Source organism: Lacinutrix sp. (assembly GCF_029238095.1).
Taxonomy (GTDB): Bacteria; Bacteroidota; Bacteroidia; order Flavobacteriales; family Flavobacteriaceae; genus Lacinutrix.
The window spans coordinates 42,325-67,787 of record NZ_JAQWGS010000010.1; the positions used below are offsets into that span (position 1 = coordinate 42,325).

Here is a 25,463-nt window from a genome sequence, read left to right on the forward strand (position 1 = left end):
AAACATTAATAAAATGAAGAAAATTTTCATGCTCCTTTTATGTCTTTCACTTTTTACTAATTGTAAAGAAGAAACAAAACAAGAAACAACTGTAGCTAACGAAAATCCTTATGGGAAAACTGCAAAACAAAGTGACGGCTTAACGCTTTTAGGTGGAGAGTTTTCGTATTATGCAGATGCAGCAGTGCTACAAATAGGAAGTAGTTCTATTTATGGTGTCGTGTTAAACGATAAAATGAAAGAACTTTACACCATGGGAAAACCATATAGAACTGAACCAACAGACGGAATACAGGTGCAAGTTCGAGGTAAAATTATACCTAAAGAAGAAGGGAAAGAAGGTTGGCCTAACAGTATAGAAATTAAAGAAATTATTAGTGTTAAAGCATTAACTAATAAAAATGAAGTGATTAAAATTGGAAAATAAAACTATGTTACAAATAAAAAATTTACACGCAAGTGTTGAGAATAAATCGATTTTAAAAGGAATTAACCTTGAAGTAAAAGCTGGTGAAGTACATGCTATTATGGGACCAAATGGTTCAGGAAAAAGTACTTTAGCATCAGTTATTGCTGGTAAAGAAGAATATGAAGTAGAAAAAGGACAAATTCTTTTAAATGGTGAAGATTTAGAAGATTTAGCTGCCGAAGAACGTGCTCATAAAGGCATATTCCTATCGTTTCAATATCCTGTTGAGATTCCAGGAGTTTCTGTAACAAACTTTATAAAAACAGCAATAAACGAAACTAGAAAAGCAAAAGGTCTTGAAGATATGCCAGCAAAAGACATGCTAAAAATGATTCGTGAAAAAGCTGAAATGCTAGAAATAGATCGTAAATTCTTATCACGTTCTTTAAACGAAGGATTTTCGGGTGGAGAAAAGAAACGTAACGAGATTTTTCAAATGGCAATGCTTGAACCTAAACTAGCAATCTTAGACGAAACAGATTCTGGTTTAGATATCGATGCCTTACGTATTGTAGCAAACGGTGTAAACAAATTAAAATCTAAAGACAATGCAGTAGTGGTTATTACGCACTACCAACGTTTGTTAGATTATATTGTTCCTGACTTTGTACACGTATTATATAATGGTCGTATAGTTAAATCTGGCGGAAAAGAATTAGCGCACGAATTAGAAGAAAAAGGTTACGACTGGGTTAAAGAAGAAGTAAATGCGTAAAATTAGTAAGCAGTGATTAGTTTGCAGTAAGTAGTTACTTACTCTAATGTAATTACTATCAATATTAAAAAAGTAATCAAGTAACAAAGTGTTGTTTCCTTTTGAGTGAACTGAAGACTGAAGACTGAAGACTGATTACTGAAGACTTATAATAATGGAATTAAAAGAAAAATTAGTATCATCCTTTTTAGCATTCGAAGACACTATCGATATACATTCTCCTGTTCACGATATTCGTAGTGAAGCCATCAAGACATTCGAAACTAATGACTTTCCTTCAAAAAAGGAAGAAGCTTGGAAATATACCCCTTTAAATAGTATTTTAAAACATGACTATAGCGTATTTCCAAAACAAGAAAACGCATTAGAATATAGAGATATAAAAAAGTACTTTATTCACGATATAGACACTTATAAAATTGTGTTTATAGATGGTAAATACTCGTCTCATTTGTCTCAAACCACTCACGATGGTATAGATGTTTGTTTAATGTCATCGGCTTTAAACAAGCCAAAATACAGGCTGATTATTGAAAATTATTTTAATAAAGTAGCCACAAAAGATAGTTTAGCATCTTTAAACACGGCATTTTCGAGTGAAGGTGCTTACATTCACATTCCAAAAAATAAATTGGTAGAAAAACCAATTCAAATTATACATTTCTCTACAGGAAACGAAGCGGCTTTAATGCTTCAACCTAGAAATTTAATTGTTGTAGACGAAAACTCTCATGTTCAAATTATAGAGCGTCATCAAAGTTTAACAGATAATCCAGTACTTACAAATAGTGTAACAGAAATATTTGCAAATAAACGTGCTATTGTTGATTACTACAAAGTTCAAAACGATAACAAAAATGCGTCTTTAATAGATAGTACTTTTGTAAATCAAAAAGATCAAAGCCATTGTTTAGTGCACACATTTTCGTTTGGAGGAAAACTAACGCGTAATAATCTTAACTTCTATCAAAATGGAGAGCGTTTAGATTCTACAATGAAAGGCATTACTATTATAGGCGAAAAACAACACGTAGACCATAACACATTAGTGCACCATATAGAACCTAATTGCGAAAGTCACCAAGATTATAAAGGTATTTTTGCAGATAGTTCAACAGGTGTATTTAATGGTAAAGTTGTTGTTGAAAAGCTAGCCCAGAAAACAAATGCGTTTCAATCTAACAATAATATTTTATTGAGTGATAAAGCATCTATAAACACAAAACCTCAATTAGAGATTTTTGCAGACGATGTAAAATGTTCTCATGGCTGTACTATTGGACAACTAGACGAAAGCGCCTTGTTTTACATGAAACAACGTGGTATTCCAGAAAAAGAAGCAAAAGCTTTATTAATGTTTGCTTTTAGTAACAACGTTTTAAATTCTGTAAAAATTCCAGAATTAAAACAACGTATCACTAAATTAATCGCCATGAAATTAGGTGTTAATATTGGGTTTGACTTATAGTAACAAAATCCAAAACAGATAAAAAAGCCTCTAACTAATATAAGTTTGAGGCTTTTTTATTTCTAATGTTTAGCTAATTTATACTTTTGATAGAAATATAAAGGCATTAACCCAAAGTTTAAAAACAATAAGCCTATAGAAACTATAACTCCTCTGTAAGGCCAATTTAAAAATTCGAACATGGCTCCAATTCCTAAAATAAAAAAGGTTAAAAAGCCAACAATATAAAATGATTTTTTCATGTGTAAAGGTTTAAGAAAATTTGTGATTAGATTTTTTATATTTAGAATAAAAAATAAGCGGTATTACTCCAAAAGCAAATAATACTATTGCAACAATTAATAGTGCACTTGAATAAGGCCAATGCATTATTTTAAATAAAGAACCAATTACTAAAAGCATAACCATAGCTAAACCAACCATAAACAATAAGTTATTAATAACTCTTGCTTGCTTAGCAAACTTTTGAAAATTAGTTTCTAATTGTAAATTTTGAAAACTAGAATAACCACCAAATTTTTGTAATGCCTCTTGATAAAGCCTATTAAAATCGTTAGAATCTTGACTTTCAATATAGGTGCAGATATGGTCTACTAAATCTTCTTTTAAAGCCTCAGATTTAATACCATGAAACTTTAAACTGTTCTCTATAAACTCAACATGTTTGTCTTCTATTTGCATTATATAATAGGTTTAGGATTAAAAATTAAGTTTAAAGTCGCAATAAAATTATTAATTTCTTCGGTTACTTCTTCTACTGCTTTTTTTCCTTCAGATGTCACTTTATAATATTTTCTTACACGTTTACCAATAAATACTTTCTCGGTTTCTAATGTGCCTTTGGCTTCTAACTTATGTAAAATAGGATATAAAGCACCTTCAGAAATGTCAATCTTATTAAGTGTCAATTTCTTTACTTCTTGAGTAATCTCATAACCATACATTTGATCTCGCTCACTAATGAGTTTTAAAATAATAGGTTGTAATGTCCCTTTTGTTAATTCTTTACTATACATAGTACAAATATACATTTTATTTAAATGCATATATAATAAATATTAAAAAAATTATCTTTTATATTTTCTTTATACATCTTTTATTAAACAAAACGTAAATTTGTAGTATGTTAAATTTGAAGAAAATAAGAGCAGATTTCCCTATACTTTCACGCAAAGTAAATGGTAAACCACTAGTGTATTTTGATAACGCTGCAACCTCGCAAACTCCACAACAAGTTATAGATGTTATTGTAGATTATTATAGTAATTACAATGCAAATATTCACAGAGGAGTACATACTTTAAGTCAAGAAGCAACAGATAAATATGAAGCTGCAAGACAAACAATTCAAGCACATTTTAATGCTAAACATGCCTACGAGATTATTTTAACTGCTGGAACAACAGAAAGTATTAATCTAGTCGCAAGTGGTTTTGCTTCTATTTTACAAAAAGGAGACGAAATTATAGTTTCGGCTTTAGAACACCACAGTAATATTGTGCCTTGGCAAATGCTATGTGAAAAAACTGGTGCCATTTTAAAGGTCATTCCTATGAACTTAGAAGGCGAATTGGAAATGGATAGTTATACTCAATTGCTTTCTAATAAAACGAAGTTAGTTTTCGTCAATCATATTTCTAATGCATTAGGCACTATAAATCCTATAGAAACTATAATAGAACAAGCTCATAATGTAGGAGCTGCTGTTTTAATAGATGGTGCTCAAGCTTGTCCGCATATTAAACCAGATGTACAAGCTCTAGATGTTGATTTTTATGTGACCTCAGCTCATAAAATATGTGGTCCAACAGGAGTTGGTATGCTGTATGGCAAACAAGAATGGTTAGAAAAATTACCTCCATATCAAGGTGGTGGCGAGATGATAGACCAAGTAAGTTTCGAAAAAACAACATATGCAGGATTACCTCATAAATTTGAAGCTGGCACACCTAACATTTCTGGTGGTATTGCCTTTGGTGCTGCTTTAGATTATATGAATGCTATAGGTTTTGACAACATTTCAGAATACGAAAATGAGCTTTTAAAATATGGTACAAAAGAACTATTAAAAATTGAAGATTTAAAAATCTATGGTACTTCAAAAAATAAGACGTCTGTAATTAGCTTTAATATTAAAGGTATTCATCCTTACGATATAGGAACCTTATTAGATAAAATGGGAATTGCTGTAAGAACAGGTCATCACTGTGCACAACCAATCATGACGTTTTATAATATTCCAGGAACTGTTCGTGCTTCGTTTGCATTCTATAATACAAAAGAAGAAATTGACGTTTTGGTTAATGGTGTTAAAAAGGCTAAAATGATGCTCTCTTAAAAGTTTGGCGCCTTTTTTGTTTATATTTATTAAAATAAATATATAATCATGAAAATCATTACTATTCTTTTAACTGTCTTTGCATTAAATTCTTGTGGAAGCACTAAATCTAAAACAAATATGAAAGAAGTTTCAGACGAAAATAAAACAGAGAAACTTTCAGGAAAATACGTTATTACTTCTTTTAATAGTACTGAGGATTTACCAGAAAACATGCATTTAGATTTTGACAATGAAAACAATAAAGTCTCTGGTTTTTCTGGATGTAATACATTTTTTGGGAACTATACTATAGAAGGAAACACTATTAATTTTAAAGGCTTAGCTTCTACAAAAAAATACTGTTCGAAAGTCGAAAATGATATTGAAAGTAAAATGCTAAAAGCTATAAACCAAACTAACAACTTTAAAATTAAAAATAATTCCATAACCTTACTTAATAATAAAACAACATTGCTTAATGCAATCAAAGCAACAGATGCCAAAATAGCTCAAGAAACTATAAAAATTGAGTACAGAGCACACACTAGAGGCTATTTAAATAAAATAGTTTTAGAGAATAAAACAGTAAGTGTTCAAGAAAGTTTTAATGTAGAACCAACAGTTAAACCATGTAGTGATGAAGAGTGGAATGCAATAATGAAACTAGTTTCAGAATATAATTTAAAAAACCTGAATACATTGGAAGCGCCATCAAAAGCGTTTCAATATGATGGTGCAGCAATAACAAACCTAACTGTTTATAAAAATGGTGAAACCTACCAAACACCTCCTTTCGATAATGGGAAACCAAATCAAGAAATTGCATCTATTGTTGAAATGATTTTAAAGATTGCAAAATCAAGTAAAGAAAAGAACTAAAGAATTTTGTATTTTTGCAGTTGTAAAATTTTTATAAAAATGCAAAGCATTAAAGAGATACAAGAAGAAATTATAGACGAATTCGCAATGTTTGAAGATTGGGAAGAACGCTATCAATACATGATAGATTTAGGTAAGGATTTGCCATTAATAGACGACCAATTTAAAATAGATGATAACATTATTAAAGGCTGCCAAAGTAAAGTTTGGGTTCATGCAGAATTGAATGATGATAAAATTGCGTTTACAGCAGATAGTGATGCCATAATAACTAAAGGAATTATTGCTATTTTAATTAGAACCTTCTCTAACCAACATCCTAAAGCTATTTTAGAAGCAGATACAGATTTTATTGATGCTATTGGCTTAAAAGAACATTTGTCTCCAACACGAGCAAATGGTTTAGTAAGTATGATAAAACAATTAAAAATGTATGCCATTGCATACCAAACACAATTAGATTAAGCACTATTACTGTAAAATAAGTAATCTAATTTTATCAAAACTATTTCTGTATTTACAGAAATGAAAAAGAAATGAATATTATGAGTGAAACAATAGATACAACAAAGTTAGGAGAAAAGATAGTAGCAGTAATTAAAACCATTTACGATCCAGAAATTCCTGTAGACATCTACGAACTAGGCTTAATTTACGATGTTTTTGTAAACGAAGATTACGACGTTAAAATATTAATGACGTTAACAACACCTAATTGTCCAGTAGCAGAAACATTACCACTAGAAGTTGAAGAAAAAGTAAAATCAATAAAAGACGTAAATAACGCTGAAGTAGAAATTACTTTCGATCCACCATGGACTCAAGAGCTTATGAGTGAAGAAGCAAAGCTTGAACTTGGTATGCTTTAATTTTTATTAATATTTTAATAAATAGTAAAAATTGTCTAACGAAATAATAAATCGCGTAGCGAACAGTAAACTAGTAACTTTTGATCTTGAAGATTTTTATCCAGATGGCAAACGTGTGTTGTTTGATATAAAAGATTGGCTACTAGAAGGTCTCGTTTTACGAGAAAAAGATTTTCGGGAATATGTAAAAAATTACAATTGGTCTCAACACCAAAACCAATACGTAGCCTTAACATGTTCTACAGATGCTATAGTGCCTGCTTGGGCATATATGCTTTTAGTCGTTAATTTAGAACCATTTGTCGAAAAGGCCGTTATTGGAACTTTAGACGATTTAGAAACTTCCATTTATCAAGACATTATAAACAAAATAGATGTAGATTCTTTTAAAAACAAACCTATAATTATTAAAGGTTGTGCCAATAAACCAGTACCAGTAAACGCTTACACGATGCTCATTAAAAAATTAAAGCCCGTAGCAAAATCTTTAATGTATGGTGAAGCTTGCTCATCTGTACCACTTTTTAAACGTTAGCTAGTCTGTTATTTTTTACAAATACCTGTTTATTAAGGTTTTATGTTTTTTTCGTTTTTTGGTTAAACACTAACAAAACATATATTTGCAGTCGTTTTTAAAAACGTGCGAATAGTAAATATTAAATAAAACAAACATGAAAAAATTATTACTATTATCTGTGTTCTTTATCGGAATGGTTTCGATAAATGCACAAACTAAAGAAGAGTTACAAACTCAAAAATCTGAAAAACAAGCGATTGCAGATGCTGCTCAAGCAGAAGCTGATGCTTTACAGGCTCAAATTAATGCACTTCCAGGTTGGAAAAAAGGAATGTTTGGTACTATAGGTGGTACGCTTTCTAACTTTAACAACTGGTACTCTCAAGGTGCTCCAAATAATGCTTCTGGAAACATTGGTGTTTCTATTAATGCATTTGCAAACTTACAACAAGAGAAATTTTTCTGGAGAAACGCATTAACTTCAAACTTAAACTGGGTAAAATTAGATAACAAGGATACTAACTTAGATAGTGAAGATTTTAACCCAACAACAGACGTTTTTAATATCTCTTCTTTATACGGTAGAAAATTAAGCGAAAAGTTTGCGGTTTCTGGATTGGCTGAATATAGAACTATTCTATTAGATAACTTTAACGATCCTGGATATTTAGATCTTGGTGTTGGTGGTACATGGACTCCTATGGAGAACTTGGTAGTTGTTATTCATCCATTAAACTACAACTTTGTTTTTGCTAAAAACGATGCTATTTTCGAATCTTCTTTGGGTGCAAAAATTGTTGCAGATTATACAAGACAAATTGGAGCTATAAGTTTTAAATCTAACTTATCTACATTCCAAAGTTATAAAGATGGAGATTTATCTAACGTTACTTGGACGAACTCTTTTAGCTATACTTTATGGAAAATGATTGGTGTTGGCTTCGATTTTGGATTAAGAAGCAATAAACAAGAAGCTGCTAATTTTCAAAACGTAATGTTACCTGCTGCAGACAATAAATTACAATCTTACTGGTTATTAGGTTTAAGTTACAACTTATAATAATTTCTATTATACATAATAAAAAAGGTGAAACATTTCTGTTTCACCTTTTTTATTTGCGTTAAGGATGGTAGCGACATCCTTTTTTTGCTGCTATATATGGCAAAAAAAGATATAGCGTACAGCCTGACCTTTAGGTAACGCCAAAAATATTCTACTCTTCTTCTCCCATATTATCATAGTCGTAATCTGGATATAGAAAATGATTGTATGGAAAACGGGTTACATGGATATCGCGAACCTCGTCGTAAATACGTTTTTTAAAATCTTCAAGATTCTGTTTATTTAAAGCAGAAATAAATAGCGCGTTATCTTCTCCAACTCTATTCATCCATGTTTTTTTCCACTCTTGAAGGCTGTAATGCTCTTCTGTACGCTCTGCAATTAAATCTGTTTCATCAAATGGTTTAGGTTGGTAAGCATCAATTTTATTAAAGACCATAATGGTTGGTTTGTCTCCACTATTTATTTCGCCTAAAACTTTTTCTACCGATGCGATATGGTCTTCGAAATTTGGATGTGAAATATCTACCACATGTAATAATAAATCGGCCTCACGAACCTCGTCTAATGTGCTTTTAAAACTGTCTACCAGTTGTGTTGGTAGTTTTCTTATAAAACCAACTGTATCGCTTAATAAAAAAGGAAGGTTTTGGATGACTACTTTTCTTACTGTAGTATCTAAAGTTGCAAACAATTTGTTTTCTGCAAACACTTTACTTTTACTAACCGTGTTCATTAAAGTAGATTTACCAACGTTGGTATAACCTACTAAAGCAACACGTACCATTTTACCACGATTACCACGTTGTACAGACATTTGCTTGTCTATTACCTTAATTTTTTCTTTTAGCAGAGAAATGCGATCACGAACAATACGTCTATCGGTTTCAATTTCGGTTTCACCAGGTCCACGCATTCCAATACCACCTTTTTGACGCTCAAGGTGAGTCCACATTCCTTTTAATCGAGGTAATAAATATTCGCATTGTGCTAATTCTACTTGAGTTCTTGCATAACTTGTTTGCGCACGTTGTGCAAAAATATCGAGAATAAGATTGGTTCTATCTAAAACTTTACACTCTAGTATTTTGCTAATATTACGTTCTTGAGCTGCAGAAAGCTCATCGTCGAAAATGGCAGTACCAATATTATTATCATGAATATATTGTCGCACTTCATCCATTTTACCTGTACCAATAAAAGTTTTTGGATTAGGCATATCTATTTTCTGTGAGAATCGTTTTTTAACCTCTCCTCCTGCTGTGTAAGTTAAAAACGCTAACTCGTCTAGGTATTCTTTAGATTTTATTTCGTCTTGATCTTTAGTAATTACACCTATTAAAACTGCGCTTTCTAGGTCTATATCTTTCTTTTCTAGCATAACTATTTTTAAAGTACAAAGTTAATCAATTGCAAGCAGATAATATTTGCTATTTTTAGCAACATTAAAACTAAAAATTTGAGACTAAACTTCTTTAAACCAAGAGAAAAACGGCATACCATAGCCTTTTATAATATTGAAAACCTCTTTGATGTTTATGATGACGAAATAACTCGAGATTACGACATGTTACCATCTTCTGAAAAAAGATGGTCTATAAAACGTTATAATAATAAGCTACGCAAAATTGGTTATGTTATTTCTAACATTGGCTTAAAAGAAGTGAAAAGGCATCCTGCAATTGTAGGCATAGCAGAGGTAGAAAACGATGCTGTTTTAAAAGATTTAATTAACTCCAAGCATTTAGAAGAACACAACTACAGCTTTGTGCATTATAACTCTCCAGATGAGCGTGGTATTGATGTGGCGTTGTTATACGATGAAACTGTATTTAAAGTTGCTTTTTCTAAAACGTTTACTGTAGATTTACTTGATGATGATGGAAGTATAGATTATACAAGAGACATCCTTTTAGTGAGTGGGTTGTTTGAAGGTCTAGAGCTCCATGTCATAGTAAACCATTGGCCATCAAGACGCACTGGTGATATAGAGACCGAACAAAAACGTATGAAGGCCTCAAAAAAAGTAACTGAAATAATTAGCTTTTTAAAAGATAAAAATCCGGAAGCAAAAATTGTTATTATGGGAGATTTTAATGATGACCCAAATAGCAATAGCCTTAAAGCTTTAGAACTTAGTCATGGTTTATATAACCCAATGCGTACATTATTGTCTCATGATAGAGGCACAACGAGCCATAACCAAAACTGGAATTTATTCGACCAGTTTTTAATGACTCATAATTTTTTCGAGCGTAAAAAAAATACGCTGCGTTTTGTTAAAGCAAATATTTTTGATGAAGCGTATTTAAAAGAATACGAAGGTAAATATAAAGGAAGTCCATACAGAACTTATGTTGGTAAACGCTATAATGGTGGTTATAGTGATCACTTCCCTGTGTATATGGTTGTTTCTAAGCGATAAAAAAATAGGCTCACGATTGTGAGCCTGATTTAATTTAACAATACTAGTAGTGTTTACTTAGCACCCAACATTAATAACTCGTTACAAACCACCTCTGTTGTGTAACGTTTTATACCATCTTTATCGTCCCAAGCTCTTGTGGTTAATTTTCCTTCTATTGCTATTTCTTTGCCTTTAGTAACATATTTCTCTATTATTTGTGCTGTTTTTCCAAAAGCTACAATTCTGTGCCATTGTGTGTCTGTTACTTTTTCTCCACTTGCATTTTTATAACTTTCGTTTGTTGCAATAGAAAACTTTGCAACCGTGTTTCCAGATTCAAGATTAATAATTTCTGGATCGTTTCCTAAATTTCCAATTAACTGTACTTTGTTTCTTAACGTATTCATAAGATAAGGTTTTTATTATATTGAATTTCATTAGTTCCATTCAACACTGCAAACATAAAACAGCATCCAAATTTTAGTCGGTATTTACGCATTTAATGTCGATTGTAAACACTTGTAGTCGTTTGTAAACGAATAATTTGTATCTTTCAAAAAATATTTAAAAAATGAAAAACGCTCTACTTATAATAGCTCTCGTGTTTTTTAGTTGTTGTATAGCACAAGAAAACACAGTTAAATTTCCAGAAAACGGAATAGCTCCAAAAGCTAATTTAAATCAAGTATCTTGGATTCAAGGTCACTGGAAAGGTGAAGCTTTTGGTGGCATTACTGAAGAAATATGGAGTCCACCTCTTGGTGATTCTATGATGTTTAGTTTTAAATTAGTAAGCGATGGCAAAGTTGTGTTTTACGAACTTGGAGGTATTAGACAGGTAGATGAAACCTTAATATTTCAACTAAAACACTTTGGAAACGACTTTAAAGGTTGGGAAGAAAAAGACGAAACTGTAGATGCTAAATTGGTTAAAATTGAAGGAAATCGTGTGTATTTTGATGAATTTACTTTCGAAAAAATAAGCGATACCGAAATTAATATTTATGTTGTTATTAAAGAAAATGGCGAAACAGAAGAGGTAAAATTTAATTACAAAAAACAATAATGGCGTTTAATATAGAAACCGAAAGATTACGACTTCGCGAACTTAGAAAATCAGATTTAGAGGGTATGTTTAAATTAGATTCCAACCCAAACGTTCACAAATATTTAGGTAATAAACCAATAAAAACTAAAACCGAAGCTCAAAAAATCTTAGATAGTGTTTTACAACAATATACAGAACGTGGTATTGGACGGTTTGCCGTTATTGAAAAAGCATCAGGAGATTTTATTGGTTGGTCTGGTTTAAGACTTAATACCGAATACAACATGAACGGTTTTACCAAATATTACGATGTTGGCTATAGATTAATAGAGCGTTTTTGGGGAAAAGGCTATGCAACAGAATCTGGTAAAGCGTCTGTAGACTATGCATTTAACACTATGAAACTTCCAGAGTTGTATGCTACTACAGAGATAAGCAATCAAGCATCACATAACGCACTTTTAAAAATAGGATTACAATACAAAACCGATTTCTTTTTTGAACAAGAACAAATGAACTTACGTTGGTATACTATTAAAAACCCAAATTTATGAATAAGACTTGTCCAGAATGTGGAGATAAAATTGTAGGTAGAATAGATAAAAAATTCTGTAGTGATGGCTGTAGAAATGCCCACAATAACAAGGTAAATAAAGATGGTAAAAACCTTATTAGAAATATAAATAACCGTTTACGCAAAAATTGGCGTATTCTAGAAAGTCTAAATCCAGATCAGAAAACAAAAACCACTAAAACAAAATTAGAAGCCAAAGGTTTCGATTTTAATTACTTTACAAGCACCTATACTACTAAAGCAGGCAATGTGTACTATTTTGTATACGACCAAGGTTACTTGCCTTTAGATGGTGATTTTTATGCATTAGTAAAACGAAAATAAATCACTTCCAATTTTGTTGTTTCAACTGCATAGCAGCCTTTAAAATATCTTTCTGGCTTATTTGTCCAACTAATTTTCCGTCTTCAACAATTGGAAAACGACGTCTTTTTGAATCTAGAAACTGTTTGGCAGCATCAAAAACATTAAGATTACCATCTATAGTTTCAACGTTTCTAGCCATATATTTTTCGATAGCATTATTTTCTGTAGGCATATTGTAATACCTACTGTCGCTAATTTGTTTAATACAATCGCCTTCAGAAATAATGCCAATTAATTCATTATTTTCGTTAACTACAGGTCCTCCAGAAATTCTATGTTTAATTAAAATATTAACAACCTCTTCAACAGATTGAGTAGATTTAAAAGTTATTAAGTCTCGCGTCATAAAATCGCTAACTTTAAAATTTTCTTGATTATTATTCTTATTTTGTTGAGTCACTTTACGTGCACCTTGAAAGCTTTTAATTCCCATAATATAATTATTTTTTAATGTTAGACACAAACTAAAGTTACTCATTTTAAGGCATTTAACCTAAAGTGTTAACATTCTTAATAATTTACTACTTTTATATCAACTAGTTAAACTCAATACAGATGTTAAAAAAAGGCATTGCTTTATTAATTATTATAGTTTCAATTTATATAAGCTTTCAAGCTTTATTACCCACAAAAATTTCAGATTTAACTACAGAAAAAACTGAGTTTTCTACAGAACGTGCCCTTATTCATTTAAAAGAAATTTCAAAAAAACCACATTTTGTTGGCACAGAAGAGCACAAAAATGTTAGACATTATATTGTTTCAGAATTAAAAAAATTAGGTTTAGAAACTGAAATTCAAGAAGGTTACTCCATAACAACTTGGAATAACCTGACAAAATCTAAAAACATACTAGCGCGTATAAAGGGAAGCGATAAAGGTAAAGCCTTAATGTTACTAACGCATTACGATAGCAATCCTCACTCTGCAATTGGAGCTAGTGATGCTGGATCTGGAGTCGTGACTATTTTAGAAGGTTTAAGAGCCTTTTTAGTAAAAAACATTCAACCAAAAAACGATATTATTATTCTAATTACTGATGCTGAAGAATTAGGATTAAATGGAGCAGACATCTTTGTTAAACAACATGAATGGGCAAAAGATGTTGGTTTAGTTTTAAATTTTGAAGCACGTGGTAGTGGTGGACCAAGTTATATGCTTATAGAAACTAATGATGGAAACGCTAATTTAATGAAGGAATTTGTTGCTGCAAATCCACAATTTCCTGTAGCTAATTCTCTAGCCTATAGTATCTATAAAATGCTACCTAACGATACCGATTTAACTGTTTTTAGACGCGACGGTAATATTGATGGTTTTAATTTTGCATTTATAGACGACCATTTCGATTACCATACCGTAAAAGATAATTTTGAAAGATTAGATAGAAACACTTTAGAGCATCAAGGTAGTTACCTCATGCCTTTGTTACAGCACTTTAGCAATATAAATCTAAATAATATTAAAGCTAATGAAGATTACATTTATTTTAATGCGCCATTTGTAAAAACGGTTATCTATCCTTTTTCATGGATTTTGACTTTACTGTCTGTTGCTATAGTTATTTTTATTGTTCTTTTAATGTATGGCTACAAGCAAACCGTTTTTAAAACAAAAGCAATTGCTCATGGTTTTATAACCTTTATATTGGCTTTACTGTTTGGTGGATTTCTAACATTTTTAGGTTGGAAAAGCATACTACTACTCTATCCAGAATACAACGAAATTCTTCATGGCTTTACATATAATGGACATACTTATATTTGGTTTTTTGTGTGTTTAACAATATCCATTTGCTTCTACCTTTATAGTAAGATAGATTTAAAACACAATGTTGCAAATATACTTGTCGCACCACTAACTATATGGTTAATAATATGCGTTGGTGTTGCTATAAAGCTTGAAGGTGCTAGTTTTTTTATTATCCCTGTTTACTTTGCATTACTTGCTTTATTTCTTTTAATAAGGCAGCAAAAACCAAATCTTATTTTATTGGCATTACTAACAATACCTGTGCTTTTTATAATGCCTCCTTTTGTTAAAATGTTTCCAGTAGGTTTGGGCTTAAAAATAGTTTTTGTAAGTGCTGTATTTGTAGTTTTAATTTTTGGGTTTCTTTTGCCTGTTTTCGGGTTTTTTAAACATAAAAAAAGATGGAGTTATGTGTTTTTATGCTTCGGAATAATTCTATTTTTTAAAGCGCATTTTAATTCAAGTTTTACAGAAAACTCACCTAAACCTAATAGTTTAGTTTACAATTTAAATACAGATACTAATGAAGCTAATTGGGCTACTTACGATTATGTTTTAGATTCCTGGACAAAAAATTTTTTAAGCAAGACACCAGAGCGCATTACAAACACTAGTACTATCTTTAGTAGTAAATATGGCACAACGTTAACTTACAGTAAAAAAGCACCTTTAAAAGCGCTTGCACTTCCTATAATTGAAATTACAAACGATACCGTTATTGAACACAACAGGCATTTTAAAATTACTATTACACCTCAACGTGATGTTCAACGTTTAGACATGTTTTGTAACGCAAAAAGTCGTTTCAATGCTTTTAATATTAATGGTGTTTTAGTTAAAAAACTGAAAGATAGCACTCATGTTTTTACAGAAAGAAAAAACAACAGACTATTTAGTGCCTTTTTAGTAGATAAAGAACCTTTAGTAATGGAAATTACTATTCCTGCTAATCAAAAAAATACAATATTAGAATTGTATGAATCGTCTTTCGATTTATTAACCAATACTCAATTTACAGTACCAGAACGTAGTAAAAATATGATACCAAAACCTTTTGTTTTAAATGATGCAATTGTAGTTAAGAAAACAATTGTTATTGAATAAACACTAGTTTTACTAAATCTAGTTTGTGAAAAATAAAAAAAGCCTCGTTTTATACGAGGCTTTTTATAATTAAGCTATGTAAATACTACCAAATTCTCACACGATCTTCTGGTGAAATATACATTTTATCTCCTTCTTTAATATTAAATGCCTCGTAAAAAGCATCAACGTTTAAAAGCGGTTGTACTGCTCTGTTCATTCCTGGAGAATGTGGATCTGTTTTAATTCTTGTTTTTAAGGCATCATCACGCATTTTCGTTCTCCAAACCGTTGCCCAACTCATAAAGAAACGTTGTTCTGCTGTAAAACCATCGATATCTTCTGGTCTTCCATTGTCGTTAAAACTAAGTTGCAAAGCATCATAAGCTGCTAAAACTCCTCCTAAATCACCAATATTTTCTCCCAAAGTAAATTTACCATTAATGTTTACATCTGGTAATACTTCAATGGCATCATATTGTGCAGCAAGGTCTGCGCCTAAGCCTTCAAATTTGGTTAAATCATCTTTAGTCCACCAATCGTTAAGGTTTCCGTCTTTATCATAACGTGAACCAGAATCATCGAAACTATGAGAAATCTCATGTCCAATAACTGCTCCAATGCCACCATAGTTTACTGCATCATCTGCTGTGTAGTTGTAAAAAGGTGGTTGTAAAATGGCAGCTGGAAACACAATTTCGTTATAGGCTGGATTAAAATAAGCATTTACAACTTGTGGTGCCATATACCATTCGCTCTTATCTACAGGTTTACCTAATTTGTCGATATCTTTTTTAAAATTCCATGCTCTAGCATTTAAAGCATTTTGCAGGTAAGAGCCTCCATTTTGAGTACTCTTTATGTCTAAAGTAGCGTAGTCTTTCCATTGGTCTGGATATGCAATTTTTATTTGAGTCGCCTTTAATTTTTCAATAGCTTTTTGCTTAGTTTCTGGACTCATCCAATCTAGATTATTGATTCTATTTTCGAATGCTAAAATTACATTCTGAATCATTTTTTCTGCTTTTGCTTTAGCTTCTGGTGGAAATTTTCTGTCTACATATAGTTTTCCTAATGCTTCACCAAGTGTACCATTTAAGCTTCCTAAAGCACGTTCATCTAGAGCACGTTGCTTTTTTGCTCCGTTTAGAGTTTTACCATAAAACTCCCAGTTTGCGTTGTCTAATTCTGTAGATAAACGTCCTGCTGCACTATTAAAAGCGTCCCATCTTAGGTAAGCTCTCCAATCTTCTACATTTTCTTCTGCTAAAATTTCTTGTAAACGATTAAAATAGCCTAAATCACCAACTATTACAGTATCTAGTTTTTTTGCTCCTATACCATCAAAGAAATTTCTCCAATTTACAGCTGGCACCATTTCTTGTAAGTCTTCTATAGATCTTGGATTGTAGCGTTTACGTGCATCACGTCTGTCTACTTTATCCATTTTAGCTTCTGCTATTCTAGTTTCGAATGCTAATATTTTATCTGCTTGTGTTTTCGCTTCTGCTTCAGTATCACCTAAATACTGTAACATTCTTGCTACATGCTCAAGATATTTTGCTCTTTTTTCTTTAGAATCTTCGTCGTCTTTAACATAGTAATCTCGGTCTGGTAATCCTGTACTTCCACCACCAACATAGGCAACATTTCTATTACTGTCTTTAGGGTCTGCGCCAACACCAAAACCGTAAAGTCCACCTCCACCTAATGGCTCCATTTCTATCATATAGGCTTGTAAGTCTTCACTATTTTTAATAGCGTTAATTTTTGCTAAATAAGGCTCAAACGGTTTTAACCCTTGTTCATTTCTACCTACTGTATCCATTATTGTTTGGTAGTAGTGTACAGCCTTTTCTTGATCTGAACCAGGAAGCACTTCTATTGTTTCAAGGTCTTTATTTGTGTTCATTGCTGCTTTTAATATTGCTAAAGCATCTTCGTCTGTTTTCTTTCTAAGCTCTGCAAAACTTCCCCAAGAAGTACGATCGTCTGGAATGTCGTTAGTTTCTAACCATTTACCATTTACGAACTTAAAAAAATCGTCGTTTGGTTTTACAGAAGGATCCATGAAATCCAAATTAATACCTGAAGTTTCTTCTAACTGAACTATATCTTTTTTTTGTTCTTCTTTACATGCCAAAATGCTTGCAAATGCAAAAGCACCTAGCAATGACAATGATTTAAAATTAGTTTTCATTTAATATTTAGTGTTTAATTAGTTATTAGTCTGTAATTTACATAGATAATTTGATGTTTTCATTTCATTTAACAAAAAAAACACATCCAAAATTTGAATGTGTTTTTTGTTTTTTTGTAATTATGTTTATTTAAGCATTAATTTTTTGGTGATTTTTTGCTTTTGATTGTAAATATTTAAGAAATACACTCCAGAGGCATAGCCACTAATATCTAATTGATATTGATTATGATTTGCTTTAACATTTTTTTGTTGTAATACTAATTTACCGGTTAAGTCGTATACATCAAAACTAAAAGCTTCTGGTGTTTTTGTTTTTATATTAAAAAGACCATTTGATGGGTTAGGATATACTGCAAAACCATTTGTATTAAACTCATCTACACTTAATGGGTTTTGGGTAACCACTAAATTATCTACAATTACACCTTCTCTTGTTACAGATTGATCTGAATGAAAAACAAATCTAAACATCATGTTAGTTTCATTTGTAAATGCTGATAAATCATAGCTATAATTAGATAAAGTTGTACTTTGTCCAGTCCATTGTGCACCAGGACAGTTAAAACAATCGTTACCTGGCAAAGTATTACTGTTGTACCAGTTTGAATCTGATGCAGTTCCTAAAACAGCCCAATTTAAACCTTGATCTATTGAATATTCCATATAAACAATATCCCAATCTGTTTCTAATTGAAATGCCATATCAAACTGAATAACAGGACTAGAAAGCGCAGTTAAATCGTAGCATTCACTTACTAAATAACTTTTAGTATTATCTGTGTATTGACCAGCTAAATTGGTGCCATATACTTGATTTGTAGGGTTTACTGAATCGAATAAAACATTTCCTGTTGGTATACCTCTTTCCCAGTATTGTGTTGTTGCACCATCATCTACAACGAGTAGTTCTTCGTCCACAGTTTCGAATGAATTTATCACTTGAACTGCTGCAGAAGCATTTGCAAGAATTGTTTTTTCTTCAGAGTTATTATTTATTATGTAAGCATCATTAGCTGTATTAACTGAGGCTTTAAAAGTATGTATACCTTTTGACAAAGCTATTTGTGGTAATGTAACTGTTGTTGAAGCTTCCGAAGCTAAATTACCAAACCAATTAAAAATAGTATCAACTCCATCTACAGTATATGTAATATCTACTGATGTAATGGTGCTAATTCCGTTGTTATTTATCTCTACTTGTGGTGTTATGTTAGCATTACACTCTATAGTTGTACCAATTCCAGATAATGTAACTAGTTTAACATCTGTTGGTGCTAATTCTGTTGGAATAAGAGATTGCCATATACCTCTTCCGTAGGTGGCAGCAGTAATTTTATTATCGAAAACATTAATTTCAATATCTGTAACGTCTACATTTGGTAAACCTGTATTAAATAATTCCCACGTTAAAGTATCATCATCATAACGGTATACACCTAGACTTGTCCCTAAAAATAATGGATTTTTAGAATGAAGATTTTGATGTTTAATACTATTCTTAGTAACGTTTGGTAAACCTGAAGAAATGCTATTAAAGTTTAATCCACCATCTATAGATTTAAAAACTTGACCATTTGTTCCTGAGGTTGTTACATAAACTATGTTACTATCTGCTGTATTAACTTCTATAGAAGTAATATTTACGCCAGGAAAAGACTCTACAGAAGAAAAAGTAAAACCTCTATCAGTACTCTTTCTTAAAGAACCATTTATTCCAATATACATGTTATCTGGATTTAGGTCATCTATTTCTATTACATCTACTCGTGTTCCAAAATTTTGTGATACTTGAACCCAAGCTCCGTTTTCTAACTTATACACTGAATTGTATCCTGCGTATAACTCGCTATCACTATTCATAAATAAAGGTGTAACCCAATTTCCATTCTCTGGACTTCCTACAGTACTACTTATTCCAGCTCCTGAGGTATTTGAAATATATAAGGTACCACCACTTTGTATAAACCCATAGTATAGGTTTGAATTTGCAGGATCTATTGCAGTATCCATTCCATCTGCTCCATAATAATTTTGCCAAGTATTGTTATTAAAAGCATGACCTCCATTGTCTTGTAAGCCTCCAACCATTTTATTTGATGATTGTTTAGAAACTGCAATACGATAAAATTGTCCTATCTGCATTCCAGAAGTTAAATCTGTAAAACTTACTGCAGCATTATCAGATTTGTAAAAACCTCCATCTGTTCCTACTAACAATTCTCCATCAAAAAATCTAATAAAATGAATATCTGCATGAGTATAAGTTGAGCTAAATGGAGCGCTCCAACTATTAATTTTAGTAAATGTTGCTTGGCCATTATTTTGTACAATACCTTTCCATACGTTTAATACACCTGTATAAATTTCGTTTTCATTGGTGTCTGAAACTCCAAATGCCATATCGAACCAACTTTGGGTAGATTCGAAAATATCACCAACTGAACCTGGTGTCGCAACTGTTGAGAATGTGTTTCCTAAATCGCTAGATTTATAAATCCCTTTAAAGCCGTTTGCATTATCGGCAGCTAAAACGTAAACTAAGTTTGGGTTTGCTGGTGTAACATCTATTACTAATCTAGAAATATTTGCTAATGGTAATCCTGCAGCAGTTGTATTATTAATACTAAAGGTGCCTCCTGCATTTGTTGATTTAAAAAAACGATTAGAAGACACAGCATAAATTATATTCTCGTCTTGCGGATTAATTTTAATATCTCTGATATTTTGGCCTTGAGTATTATTGTTATTATTCCAACTTATTCCAGCATTGGTAGATTTATAAACACCATTGTTTGTTGCAACCCAAATTATATTAGAGTTGGTTGGGCTTACATAAATATCGTTCATGCTGCTTGGAGTATTTCCTGCATTTAATCCAGTAGTATTCCAATTTAGACCACCATTTGTAGACTTCATTACACCAATACTTGCCGAATCTCCTCCATCATCATCTCCAGTTGCTATATAAATTGTTCCTGGATTACCATAATCTACAGCTATTCCAGACACACCTATTTGAGGTAAATTATCTGTGTATGTTTCCCAAGTTGCACCATCATTGGTAGATTTCCAAAAACCTCCAGCTGGTGCTCCAGCATAATAAGTTCCAGCTGTAGCTTCGTCTTTCACTATTACATTAACACGTCCATGACCAGAAGACCATGAGCCAGTGTTTGTGTGGGTAAATGGACCAATAGGCATCCAGTCACTCTCGTCTGTCAAGAAGTTTTTAGAATTTGCACTGTTTTTAGTGCTTAAATAAGTTTCCCAAAGTTCTTGAGACGTTGGTAATAAACCATCGGCATTTACAAATTTTTGCCAATAGTTTTCCCAACGTTTAAATGGTTTATATCCACTTCCTTTTACATTTGGGTCTCTAGTTTCCCAATAGGTATTAAAAGCGGTAACTACTTCATTAAACTTTACAGGATTGTTTGTTTTTGCTCTTGCCTCTACATCTATATTTTCCATCCATGGCGCATTATTATTGTATTGTGCATAGGAAAAAGAAAAAAAGAAGAATGCGGTTAAAACAAGTAAATTTTTCATTGCTATTTTTTTTAGAAAAGTAAAAGTAAGCAATTGAATTGTTTTATTTACAACTTTAACACCTTTGGTCGTTATAAACAAACACTTAATTCTTGAATAAGAGCTTTTTAGTGTAAGTACTATCAAAAACTGCTTTCATTTTTACAACTTCTGAAACATTATCATTTGGTATAGTAATAGATAGTACATAATGTGCCACTTTCCATTTATTGTTTTCTAACTTTAATATTCCCGAACCACGACAAAGCTTCATTTGTGTGTCTAGCAACTCATCAAACCAAGCTATTTTTTGATTATCATAGATGTAAATATTTCTATTTACTGCAGTAAAACTCCATGCTTTTCCTTTATCAAAATAGGGCTTAGAAAATGCTTTAAAAGCTTCATTTTGCCAATTTTCTGTAGCGTCTGTTCCAATAAAAACACCATCGTTAGTCATTAAACTAAAATAGTTATTGAAGTTTGCTTCGGCTGCAGCCTTATGCCAACTATCTAAAGTGTTATTAATGTTTTTTGTAATAGTTTCGTTTGTAATGTCTTGAGATTGACTATCTATCTTGACTTCTGTTTTACATGATACAAAACAAATACTTAAAAATAATACTACTATTAATCTCATAACTCTTGTGGTTTTATTATATTCTGTGCTTCTTTTTCGAATTTTTTATTAACCTGAAGTGTAACATAAGAAAACGACTGAAAAAGTTCTTTAATAGCAATTAGTTTATCTTTTTTTGTAGAAGTGTTCAAACTTAAAATAGCTCTAAATTTTAGTAACTTGGTTCTAAGAATTAGAACTCTAGCTTTAATTGGTTCACTATTTATATTTGCTGGTGTAGTAGTTTCAATATCATTAAGTGTTGTGTTAAACACCTCCTCGTCTGCCATAAAAAAAGTAAAATCTGCCTGTTTTACTCCATTTATAGCTCTAGATATTGTATTGTAAGCTTCCCAAGAGTCTAATGTTACTTTAGCTTTTTTGTCTATACCATACTCGATATAGTTGATTTTAGAAATGTCTTCTTTGGTAACTTTTGTAGTATCGTTTTCAATTAAAGTAACGTCTGTGTCGGTTTTTACTTCCTGTTTACATGCTGAAAGCATAACTAGAAGCAATATTATTATGCTATTTTTCATTAAAATATTAAACTTTGTTAATACAAATATATTGTATTCAGCCTTTTATGTTCCTAGTAAAATCATAAAAAACAATTCGATAACAAAATAACATATTAATAATTATTAATTTTCTTATTGTTGACTAAAATCTTATTATTTTTGAGTCACTTTTATTTAGCAATATTATGACATCAAAAATTTTAATTATTGGCGCTTGTGGACAAATAGGCTCTGAACTGACTTATAAACTGAGAGAAATCCATGGCATTGATAATGTAATTGCTAGTGATATTAACACCAGAAAACTAGATCTAGTAAATTCAGGTCCTTTTGTAATTCTTGATGCTAAAAATTTTAATGCCATAAAGGATTGTTGTAAAAATAATAATATAAAGACAGTTTATTTAATGGCTGCCTTGCTAAGTGCAACAGGAGAAAAATATCCAATGGAAGCGTGGGATTTAAATATGAATTCTTTATTTCATGTCCTTAATCTAGCAAAAGGAAAAGTTATTGATCATGTTTTTTGGCCAAGTAGTATTGCTGTATTTGGACCTTCTACTCCAAAAGAAAACACACCACAATACACAGCAATGGAACCAACAACTGTTTATGGTATTACAAAACAAGTTGGAGAACGTTGGTGTGAATATTATCACCAAAAATATGATGTAGATGTTAGAAGTATAAGGTATCCTGGTATTATTAGCTGGAAAACATTACCTGGTGGTGGTACTACAGATTATGCTGTTGAAATTTATCATGAAGCTTTAAAACATAATAAATATGAGTGTTTTTTATCTGAAAACACTGCATTACCAATGCTTTTTATGGATGATGCTATAAAAGCAACAATAGATATAATGGCTGCAAAAGCAGATACCATTAAAATTAGGTCTTCATATAATTTATCTGGTATTAGTTTTACTCCAAAAGAAATTACTGAATCTATTCAAAAACACATTCCAGAGTTTAAAATAACTTACAAACCAGATTTTAGACAAAACATTGCAGATTCATGGCCAAAAAGTATAAATGATAATGAAGCACGCGAACAATGGAACTGGAAACACAGTTTTGATTTAGATGCTATTACCAAAGAAATGTTGACAGAACTAAAAGCTAAGTAGAATATAGAACCTTCTACTCCAATATGCTTTTTGATTAGTTTGACTAAAAATTTACGTTCAAATTTTGTGCACAAAAAAACCACTTACATTTCTGTAAGTGGTTTATAACTTGCTCCCCCTATTATTAAAAGTTGCAGCACATGTAAGTCTATAATGACTTTAGGTTACTTTCTTCTGCGGTAAGGAATATAAATCTGACCTGTAACAACAAATACTAAAGTCATGAACCATATTACGATTTCCCACCAACGATTATCAAAACTGAATTCGGTGAAAAAGAGGTTGAAGGCTAAGGCAATTGTCCAAACAATCATGACGGTATAAATAATTTGATTACGTCGTTTCATAATGCGCATTTTTTCGGTTTGAAAATCAAATGATAAGATTTCTGAGATCTTGTTTAAGGAGTAAACAGAAGGTTCTACTTCATGATTTTCGATTCTTTGAATCGTACGTTCTGTGAGTCCTGTTATTTCTGCCAATTCTTTTTGGGTGATCCCTTTCTGTGTTCTGGCAGATTTTATTTTATCTCCTAAATCCATAGTGCAAAATTAAAATTTTTTTGAATTTTCAGCAGAGATGAGACACGTCATTGACACGACATTTGACTTTTATTCATAAAAAAACGGCTACAACTTATAAAAGTATAACCGTTTTATTGTTATAGTAGATAACTCTATTGAAATATCGAACATTAGTATAACTCCAAAAAACTTAATTGATACTCATCATATAATGACTCTTATTATGAAAAGTTCAACTTAAGTATTACACCAAGAGATTTTTTAGAAACAATTTTAATAACAAGGACCATATCAAAAGACAAGAATTTACATCCATTAGTGTGACCTTTATTCTTTATCTCAATCCATTAATATCATATCTCGATACAAAATTCCAAACCAATTCAGATGTGCTCTGACCTTGGTAAGTGGCGCTAAACCAAACATGTTCTCCTCCTATGAATTTATAATGCTCAACAGAAACTGAGCTATCTCCTTGGTCATACACATAACGTTCAATATTATTTTCACTTGTTATAGTAGGGGTTAAAACTGTATTGTTGAAATTAATCCAGTGGTCTAATGTACTTTGTGCAGAGTTCCAGTCATTGTTCCCATTATATGGTAGTACTCCATCAGATGTTCCGTGAAGATGTACTACCGGCATAGGATGATTTGTAGGTCCCGTACAATCTAACATTACTCCGGAAACAGATGCTACCGCAGCAATTAAGTCGCTTTTATAATTTGCGAGCCCATATGCCATCATGCCACCGTTTGAGTATCCTGCAGCATAAATTCTCTCCATATCTACATTATACTGAGATAAGATCTCAGTTATAATGGATTCAACAAAACCAAAATCATCAGCATCACTTTTATTGTCTCCTCCTAATGGACAAGCGTTCCAATGGGATAAACCGTCTAAACAAATACCTTGAGGATAGATTAAAATAAAAGTGTCAGCTTCTGCCAATGAGCGCATATCTGCTTCTTGCATATAATCACTTGCACTACCACCAAACCCATGAAAATTAAGCATTAGTGGAACAGAAGATGTTCCATCATATGAATTAGGTATATATAAAACATATTATCTATTGATACCATCGTGAACTATGGACCGTGCATTATTATTTGAGTAACAGTCCTCTGGATTTTTATTATCATCTTTTTTACAACTACTTAGAATCGTTAGTAAGAAAGTAAATAGTAAAATTGATTTTTTCATCAGGTTCTGTTTTTTTTATAACGACGACTTTTTTTTATTATTGTGCATAAATAAAAAAACGGTTACACTTTATAATAGTATAACCGTTTTATTGTTTTAGTAGATAACTCGATTGAAATATCGAACATTTATTTCACGCCAAGAGATTTTGAATTAACAATCTATTTAATCAGGAACATAGTAATTAACTAAATCATC

General features: G+C 31.5%; 27 protein-coding genes. 15 read left to right on the plus strand and 12 right to left on the minus strand.

Going from position 1 to position 25,463, the window contains the following annotated elements; genetic code table 11:
- Nucleotides 1–13: 13 nt before the first annotated feature.
- The 3 genes from P8H50_RS03255 to sufD all read left to right on the plus strand — a co-directional run bounded on the left by P8H50_RS03255 (nt 14) and on the right by sufD (nt 2,652).
- Complete coding sequence (locus tag P8H50_RS03255) at nt 14–427, plus strand: hypothetical protein (protein ID WP_300205554.1); 414 nt, start codon at nt 14–16, stop codon at nt 425–427.
- Between the two features lie 4 nt (nt 428–431).
- The gene (sufC, locus tag P8H50_RS03260) at nt 432–1,184 is read left to right on the plus strand and encodes a Fe-S cluster assembly ATPase SufC (RefSeq protein WP_300205556.1); all 753 of its coding nucleotides are present in this window, start codon (nt 432–434) and stop codon (nt 1,182–1,184) included.
- Nucleotides 1,185–1,338: 154 nt separating this feature from the next.
- Nucleotides 1,339–2,652: a Fe-S cluster assembly protein SufD gene (sufD, locus tag P8H50_RS03265; RefSeq protein ID WP_300205558.1), complete on the plus strand. Its 1,314-nt coding sequence runs from the start codon at nt 1,339–1,341 to the stop codon at nt 2,650–2,652.
- Nucleotides 2,653–2,714: 62 nt separating this feature from the next.
- Here the strand turns inward: sufD and P8H50_RS03270 are convergent, their stop codons facing one another.
- Genes P8H50_RS03270 through P8H50_RS03280 form a run of 3 tightly spaced genes read right to left on the minus strand, consistent with a single transcriptional unit; the run spans nt 2,715 to nt 3,668 of the window.
- A complete protein-coding gene (locus tag P8H50_RS03270) occupies nt 2,715–2,894 on the minus strand; it encodes a hypothetical protein (protein ID WP_300205560.1) in 180 nt (59 codons plus the stop codon).
- A 10-nt stretch (nt 2,895–2,904) separates the two neighbouring features.
- Entirely contained in the window at nt 2,905–3,333 is a 429-nt protein-coding gene (locus P8H50_RS03275; protein WP_300205562.1) for a hypothetical protein, read from the minus strand.
- Complete coding sequence (locus P8H50_RS03280; protein WP_300205564.1) at nt 3,333–3,668, minus strand: PadR family transcriptional regulator; 336 nt, start codon at nt 3,666–3,668, stop codon at nt 3,333–3,335. Before P8H50_RS03280 ends, P8H50_RS03275 begins: the two co-directional genes overlap by 1 nt.
- 107 nt (nt 3,669–3,775) lie before the next feature.
- Between P8H50_RS03280 and P8H50_RS03285 the strand changes: the two genes are divergently transcribed.
- The 6 genes from P8H50_RS03285 to P8H50_RS03310 all read left to right on the plus strand — a co-directional run bounded on the left by P8H50_RS03285 (nt 3,776) and on the right by P8H50_RS03310 (nt 8,297).
- Complete coding sequence (locus P8H50_RS03285) at nt 3,776–4,990, plus strand: cysteine desulfurase (protein WP_300205566.1); 1,215 nt, start codon at nt 3,776–3,778, stop codon at nt 4,988–4,990.
- A 48-nt stretch (nt 4,991–5,038) separates the two neighbouring features.
- Nucleotides 5,039–5,851 carry an META domain-containing protein gene (locus tag P8H50_RS03290; RefSeq protein WP_300205568.1) on the plus strand — a complete coding sequence of 271 codons (813 nt, stop codon included), beginning with the start codon at nt 5,039–5,041 and terminating at the stop codon, nt 5,849–5,851.
- Nucleotides 5,852–5,890: 39 nt separating this feature from the next.
- Nucleotides 5,891–6,316, plus strand: a complete 426-nt coding sequence (locus tag P8H50_RS03295; RefSeq protein ID WP_300205570.1) for a SufE family protein — start codon at nt 5,891–5,893, stop codon at nt 6,314–6,316.
- A gap of 80 nt (nt 6,317–6,396) precedes the next feature.
- Nucleotides 6,397–6,720 (plus strand): SUF system Fe-S cluster assembly protein, encoded by a 324-nt coding sequence (locus P8H50_RS03300; protein ID WP_300205572.1) that lies wholly within the window; start codon nt 6,397–6,399, stop codon nt 6,718–6,720.
- A 31-nt stretch (nt 6,721–6,751) separates the two neighbouring features.
- Nucleotides 6,752–7,255, plus strand: a complete 504-nt coding sequence (locus tag P8H50_RS03305; protein WP_300205574.1) for a DUF2480 family protein — start codon at nt 6,752–6,754, stop codon at nt 7,253–7,255.
- A gap of 136 nt (nt 7,256–7,391) precedes the next feature.
- Nucleotides 7,392–8,297: a DUF3078 domain-containing protein gene (locus P8H50_RS03310; RefSeq protein WP_300205575.1), complete on the plus strand. Its 906-nt coding sequence runs from the start codon at nt 7,392–7,394 to the stop codon at nt 8,295–8,297.
- A 154-nt stretch (nt 8,298–8,451) separates the two neighbouring features.
- On the opposite strand, the gene hflX is transcribed toward P8H50_RS03310, so the two are convergent.
- Nucleotides 8,452–9,681: a GTPase HflX gene (gene hflX / locus P8H50_RS03315; protein WP_300205577.1), complete on the minus strand. Its 1,230-nt coding sequence runs from the start codon at nt 9,679–9,681 to the stop codon at nt 8,452–8,454.
- 78 nt (nt 9,682–9,759) lie between these two features.
- On the opposite strand from hflX, the gene P8H50_RS03320 reads away from it, so the two are divergent.
- Nucleotides 9,760–10,725 (plus strand): endonuclease, encoded by a 966-nt coding sequence (locus tag P8H50_RS03320; RefSeq protein WP_300205579.1) that lies wholly within the window; start codon nt 9,760–9,762, stop codon nt 10,723–10,725.
- Between the two features lie 53 nt (nt 10,726–10,778).
- Here the strand turns inward: P8H50_RS03320 and ssb are convergent, their stop codons facing one another.
- On the minus strand, nt 10,779–11,114 hold the full coding sequence (gene ssb / locus P8H50_RS03325) for a single-stranded DNA-binding protein (protein WP_300205581.1): 336 nt from the start codon (nt 11,112–11,114) through the stop codon (nt 10,779–10,781).
- Nucleotides 11,115–11,278: 164 nt separating this feature from the next.
- Between ssb and P8H50_RS03330 the strand changes: the two genes are divergently transcribed.
- From P8H50_RS03330 to P8H50_RS03340, 3 genes are read left to right on the plus strand one after another with little or no spacing between them, the layout of a single operon-like run.
- Nucleotides 11,279–11,773: a DUF6265 family protein gene (locus P8H50_RS03330; RefSeq protein WP_300205583.1), complete on the plus strand. Its 495-nt coding sequence runs from the start codon at nt 11,279–11,281 to the stop codon at nt 11,771–11,773.
- A complete protein-coding gene (locus tag P8H50_RS03335) occupies nt 11,773–12,309 on the plus strand; it encodes a GNAT family N-acetyltransferase (RefSeq protein WP_300205585.1) in 537 nt (178 codons plus the stop codon). Before P8H50_RS03330 ends, P8H50_RS03335 begins: the two co-directional genes overlap by 1 nt.
- Entirely contained in the window at nt 12,306–12,653 is a 348-nt protein-coding gene (locus P8H50_RS03340) for a hypothetical protein (RefSeq protein ID WP_300205587.1), read from the plus strand. The genes P8H50_RS03335 and P8H50_RS03340 overlap by 4 nt, the downstream gene beginning before the upstream one ends.
- Nucleotide 12,654: 1 nt before the next feature.
- Here the strand turns inward: P8H50_RS03340 and P8H50_RS03345 are convergent, their stop codons facing one another.
- Complete coding sequence (locus P8H50_RS03345; protein ID WP_300205589.1) at nt 12,655–13,128, minus strand: CBS domain-containing protein; 474 nt, start codon at nt 13,126–13,128, stop codon at nt 12,655–12,657.
- A 122-nt stretch (nt 13,129–13,250) separates the two neighbouring features.
- On the opposite strand from P8H50_RS03345, the gene P8H50_RS03350 reads away from it, so the two are divergent.
- Nucleotides 13,251–15,551 (plus strand): M20/M25/M40 family metallo-hydrolase, encoded by a 2,301-nt coding sequence (locus P8H50_RS03350; protein WP_300205591.1) that lies wholly within the window; start codon nt 13,251–13,253, stop codon nt 15,549–15,551.
- An 85-nt stretch (nt 15,552–15,636) separates the two neighbouring features.
- Here the strand turns inward: P8H50_RS03350 and P8H50_RS03355 are convergent, their stop codons facing one another.
- The 4 genes from P8H50_RS03355 to P8H50_RS03370 all read right to left on the minus strand — a co-directional run bounded on the left by P8H50_RS03355 (nt 15,637) and on the right by P8H50_RS03370 (nt 22,419).
- Entirely contained in the window at nt 15,637–17,730 is a 2,094-nt protein-coding gene (locus P8H50_RS03355; RefSeq protein WP_300205592.1) for a M13 family metallopeptidase, read from the minus strand.
- Between the two features lie 126 nt (nt 17,731–17,856).
- Nucleotides 17,857–21,282 (minus strand): T9SS type A sorting domain-containing protein, encoded by a 3,426-nt coding sequence (locus P8H50_RS03360; protein WP_300205594.1) that lies wholly within the window; start codon nt 21,280–21,282, stop codon nt 17,857–17,859.
- 85 nt (nt 21,283–21,367) lie between these two features.
- The gene (locus P8H50_RS03365) at nt 21,368–21,901 is read right to left on the minus strand and encodes a nuclear transport factor 2 family protein (protein ID WP_300205596.1); all 534 of its coding nucleotides are present in this window, start codon (nt 21,899–21,901) and stop codon (nt 21,368–21,370) included.
- Complete coding sequence (locus P8H50_RS03370) at nt 21,898–22,419, minus strand: hypothetical protein (protein ID WP_300205598.1); 522 nt, start codon at nt 22,417–22,419, stop codon at nt 21,898–21,900. The genes P8H50_RS03365 and P8H50_RS03370 overlap by 4 nt, the downstream gene beginning before the upstream one ends.
- Nucleotides 22,420–22,586: 167 nt before the next feature.
- Here P8H50_RS03370 and P8H50_RS03375 point away from each other — a divergent pair, with 167 nt between their 5' ends.
- Nucleotides 22,587–23,531 (plus strand): NAD-dependent epimerase/dehydratase family protein, encoded by a 945-nt coding sequence (locus P8H50_RS03375; RefSeq protein ID WP_300205600.1) that lies wholly within the window; start codon nt 22,587–22,589, stop codon nt 23,529–23,531.
- Nucleotides 23,532–23,695: 164 nt separating this feature from the next.
- On the opposite strand, the gene P8H50_RS03380 is transcribed toward P8H50_RS03375, so the two are convergent.
- Nucleotides 23,696–24,073 (minus strand): helix-turn-helix transcriptional regulator, encoded by a 378-nt coding sequence (locus P8H50_RS03380; protein ID WP_300205602.1) that lies wholly within the window; start codon nt 24,071–24,073, stop codon nt 23,696–23,698.
- 316 nt (nt 24,074–24,389) lie between these two features.
- Nucleotides 24,390–25,076 carry a PHB depolymerase family esterase gene (locus P8H50_RS03385; RefSeq protein WP_300205604.1) on the minus strand — a complete coding sequence of 229 codons (687 nt, stop codon included), beginning with the start codon at nt 25,074–25,076 and terminating at the stop codon, nt 24,390–24,392.
- Nucleotides 25,077–25,463 lie beyond the last annotated feature (387 nt).

Coding starts and splice junctions, on each gene's coding strand:
- P8H50_RS03380 (WP_300205602.1), bottom strand. CDS start 24,073: ATGGATTTAGGAGATAAAATAAAATCTGCCAGAACACAGAAAGGGATC.
- sufC (WP_300205556.1), top strand. CDS start 432: ATGTTACAAATAAAAAATTTACACGCAAGTGTTGAGAATAAATCGATT.
- P8H50_RS03365 (WP_300205596.1), bottom strand. CDS start 21,901: ATGAGATTAATAGTAGTATTATTTTTAAGTATTTGTTTTGTATCATGT.
- P8H50_RS03300 (WP_300205572.1), top strand. CDS start 6,397: ATGAGTGAAACAATAGATACAACAAAGTTAGGAGAAAAGATAGTAGCA.
- P8H50_RS03360 (WP_300205594.1), bottom strand. CDS start 21,282: ATGAAAAATTTACTTGTTTTAACCGCATTCTTCTTTTTTTCTTTTTCC.
- P8H50_RS03335 (WP_300205585.1), top strand. CDS start 11,773: ATGGCGTTTAATATAGAAACCGAAAGATTACGACTTCGCGAACTTAGA.
- P8H50_RS03270 (WP_300205560.1), bottom strand. CDS start 2,894: ATGAAAAAATCATTTTATATTGTTGGCTTTTTAACCTTTTTTATTTTA.
- sufD (WP_300205558.1), top strand. CDS start 1,339: ATGGAATTAAAAGAAAAATTAGTATCATCCTTTTTAGCATTCGAAGAC.
- P8H50_RS03255 (WP_300205554.1), top strand. CDS start 14: ATGAAGAAAATTTTCATGCTCCTTTTATGTCTTTCACTTTTTACTAAT.
- P8H50_RS03295 (WP_300205570.1), top strand. CDS start 5,891: ATGCAAAGCATTAAAGAGATACAAGAAGAAATTATAGACGAATTCGCA.
- P8H50_RS03290 (WP_300205568.1), top strand. CDS start 5,039: ATGAAAATCATTACTATTCTTTTAACTGTCTTTGCATTAAATTCTTGT.
- P8H50_RS03345 (WP_300205589.1), bottom strand. CDS start 13,128: ATGGGAATTAAAAGCTTTCAAGGTGCACGTAAAGTGACTCAACAAAAT.
- P8H50_RS03350 (WP_300205591.1), top strand. CDS start 13,251: ATGTTAAAAAAAGGCATTGCTTTATTAATTATTATAGTTTCAATTTAT.
- P8H50_RS03375 (WP_300205600.1), top strand. CDS start 22,587: ATGACATCAAAAATTTTAATTATTGGCGCTTGTGGACAAATAGGCTCT.
- P8H50_RS03285 (WP_300205566.1), top strand. CDS start 3,776: ATGTTAAATTTGAAGAAAATAAGAGCAGATTTCCCTATACTTTCACGC.
- P8H50_RS03275 (WP_300205562.1), bottom strand. CDS start 3,333: ATGCAAATAGAAGACAAACATGTTGAGTTTATAGAGAACAGTTTAAAG.
- hflX (WP_300205577.1), bottom strand. CDS start 9,681: ATGCTAGAAAAGAAAGATATAGACCTAGAAAGCGCAGTTTTAATAGGT.
- P8H50_RS03330 (WP_300205583.1), top strand. CDS start 11,279: ATGAAAAACGCTCTACTTATAATAGCTCTCGTGTTTTTTAGTTGTTGT.
- P8H50_RS03385 (WP_300205604.1), bottom strand. CDS start 25,076: ATGCTTAATTTTCATGGGTTTGGTGGTAGTGCAAGTGATTATATGCAA.
- P8H50_RS03310 (WP_300205575.1), top strand. CDS start 7,392: ATGAAAAAATTATTACTATTATCTGTGTTCTTTATCGGAATGGTTTCG.
- P8H50_RS03280 (WP_300205564.1), bottom strand. CDS start 3,668: ATGTATAGTAAAGAATTAACAAAAGGGACATTACAACCTATTATTTTA.
- P8H50_RS03355 (WP_300205592.1), bottom strand. CDS start 17,730: ATGAAAACTAATTTTAAATCATTGTCATTGCTAGGTGCTTTTGCATTT.
- P8H50_RS03340 (WP_300205587.1), top strand. CDS start 12,306: ATGAATAAGACTTGTCCAGAATGTGGAGATAAAATTGTAGGTAGAATA.
- ssb (WP_300205581.1), bottom strand. CDS start 11,114: ATGAATACGTTAAGAAACAAAGTACAGTTAATTGGAAATTTAGGAAAC.
- P8H50_RS03370 (WP_300205598.1), bottom strand. CDS start 22,419: ATGAAAAATAGCATAATAATATTGCTTCTAGTTATGCTTTCAGCATGT.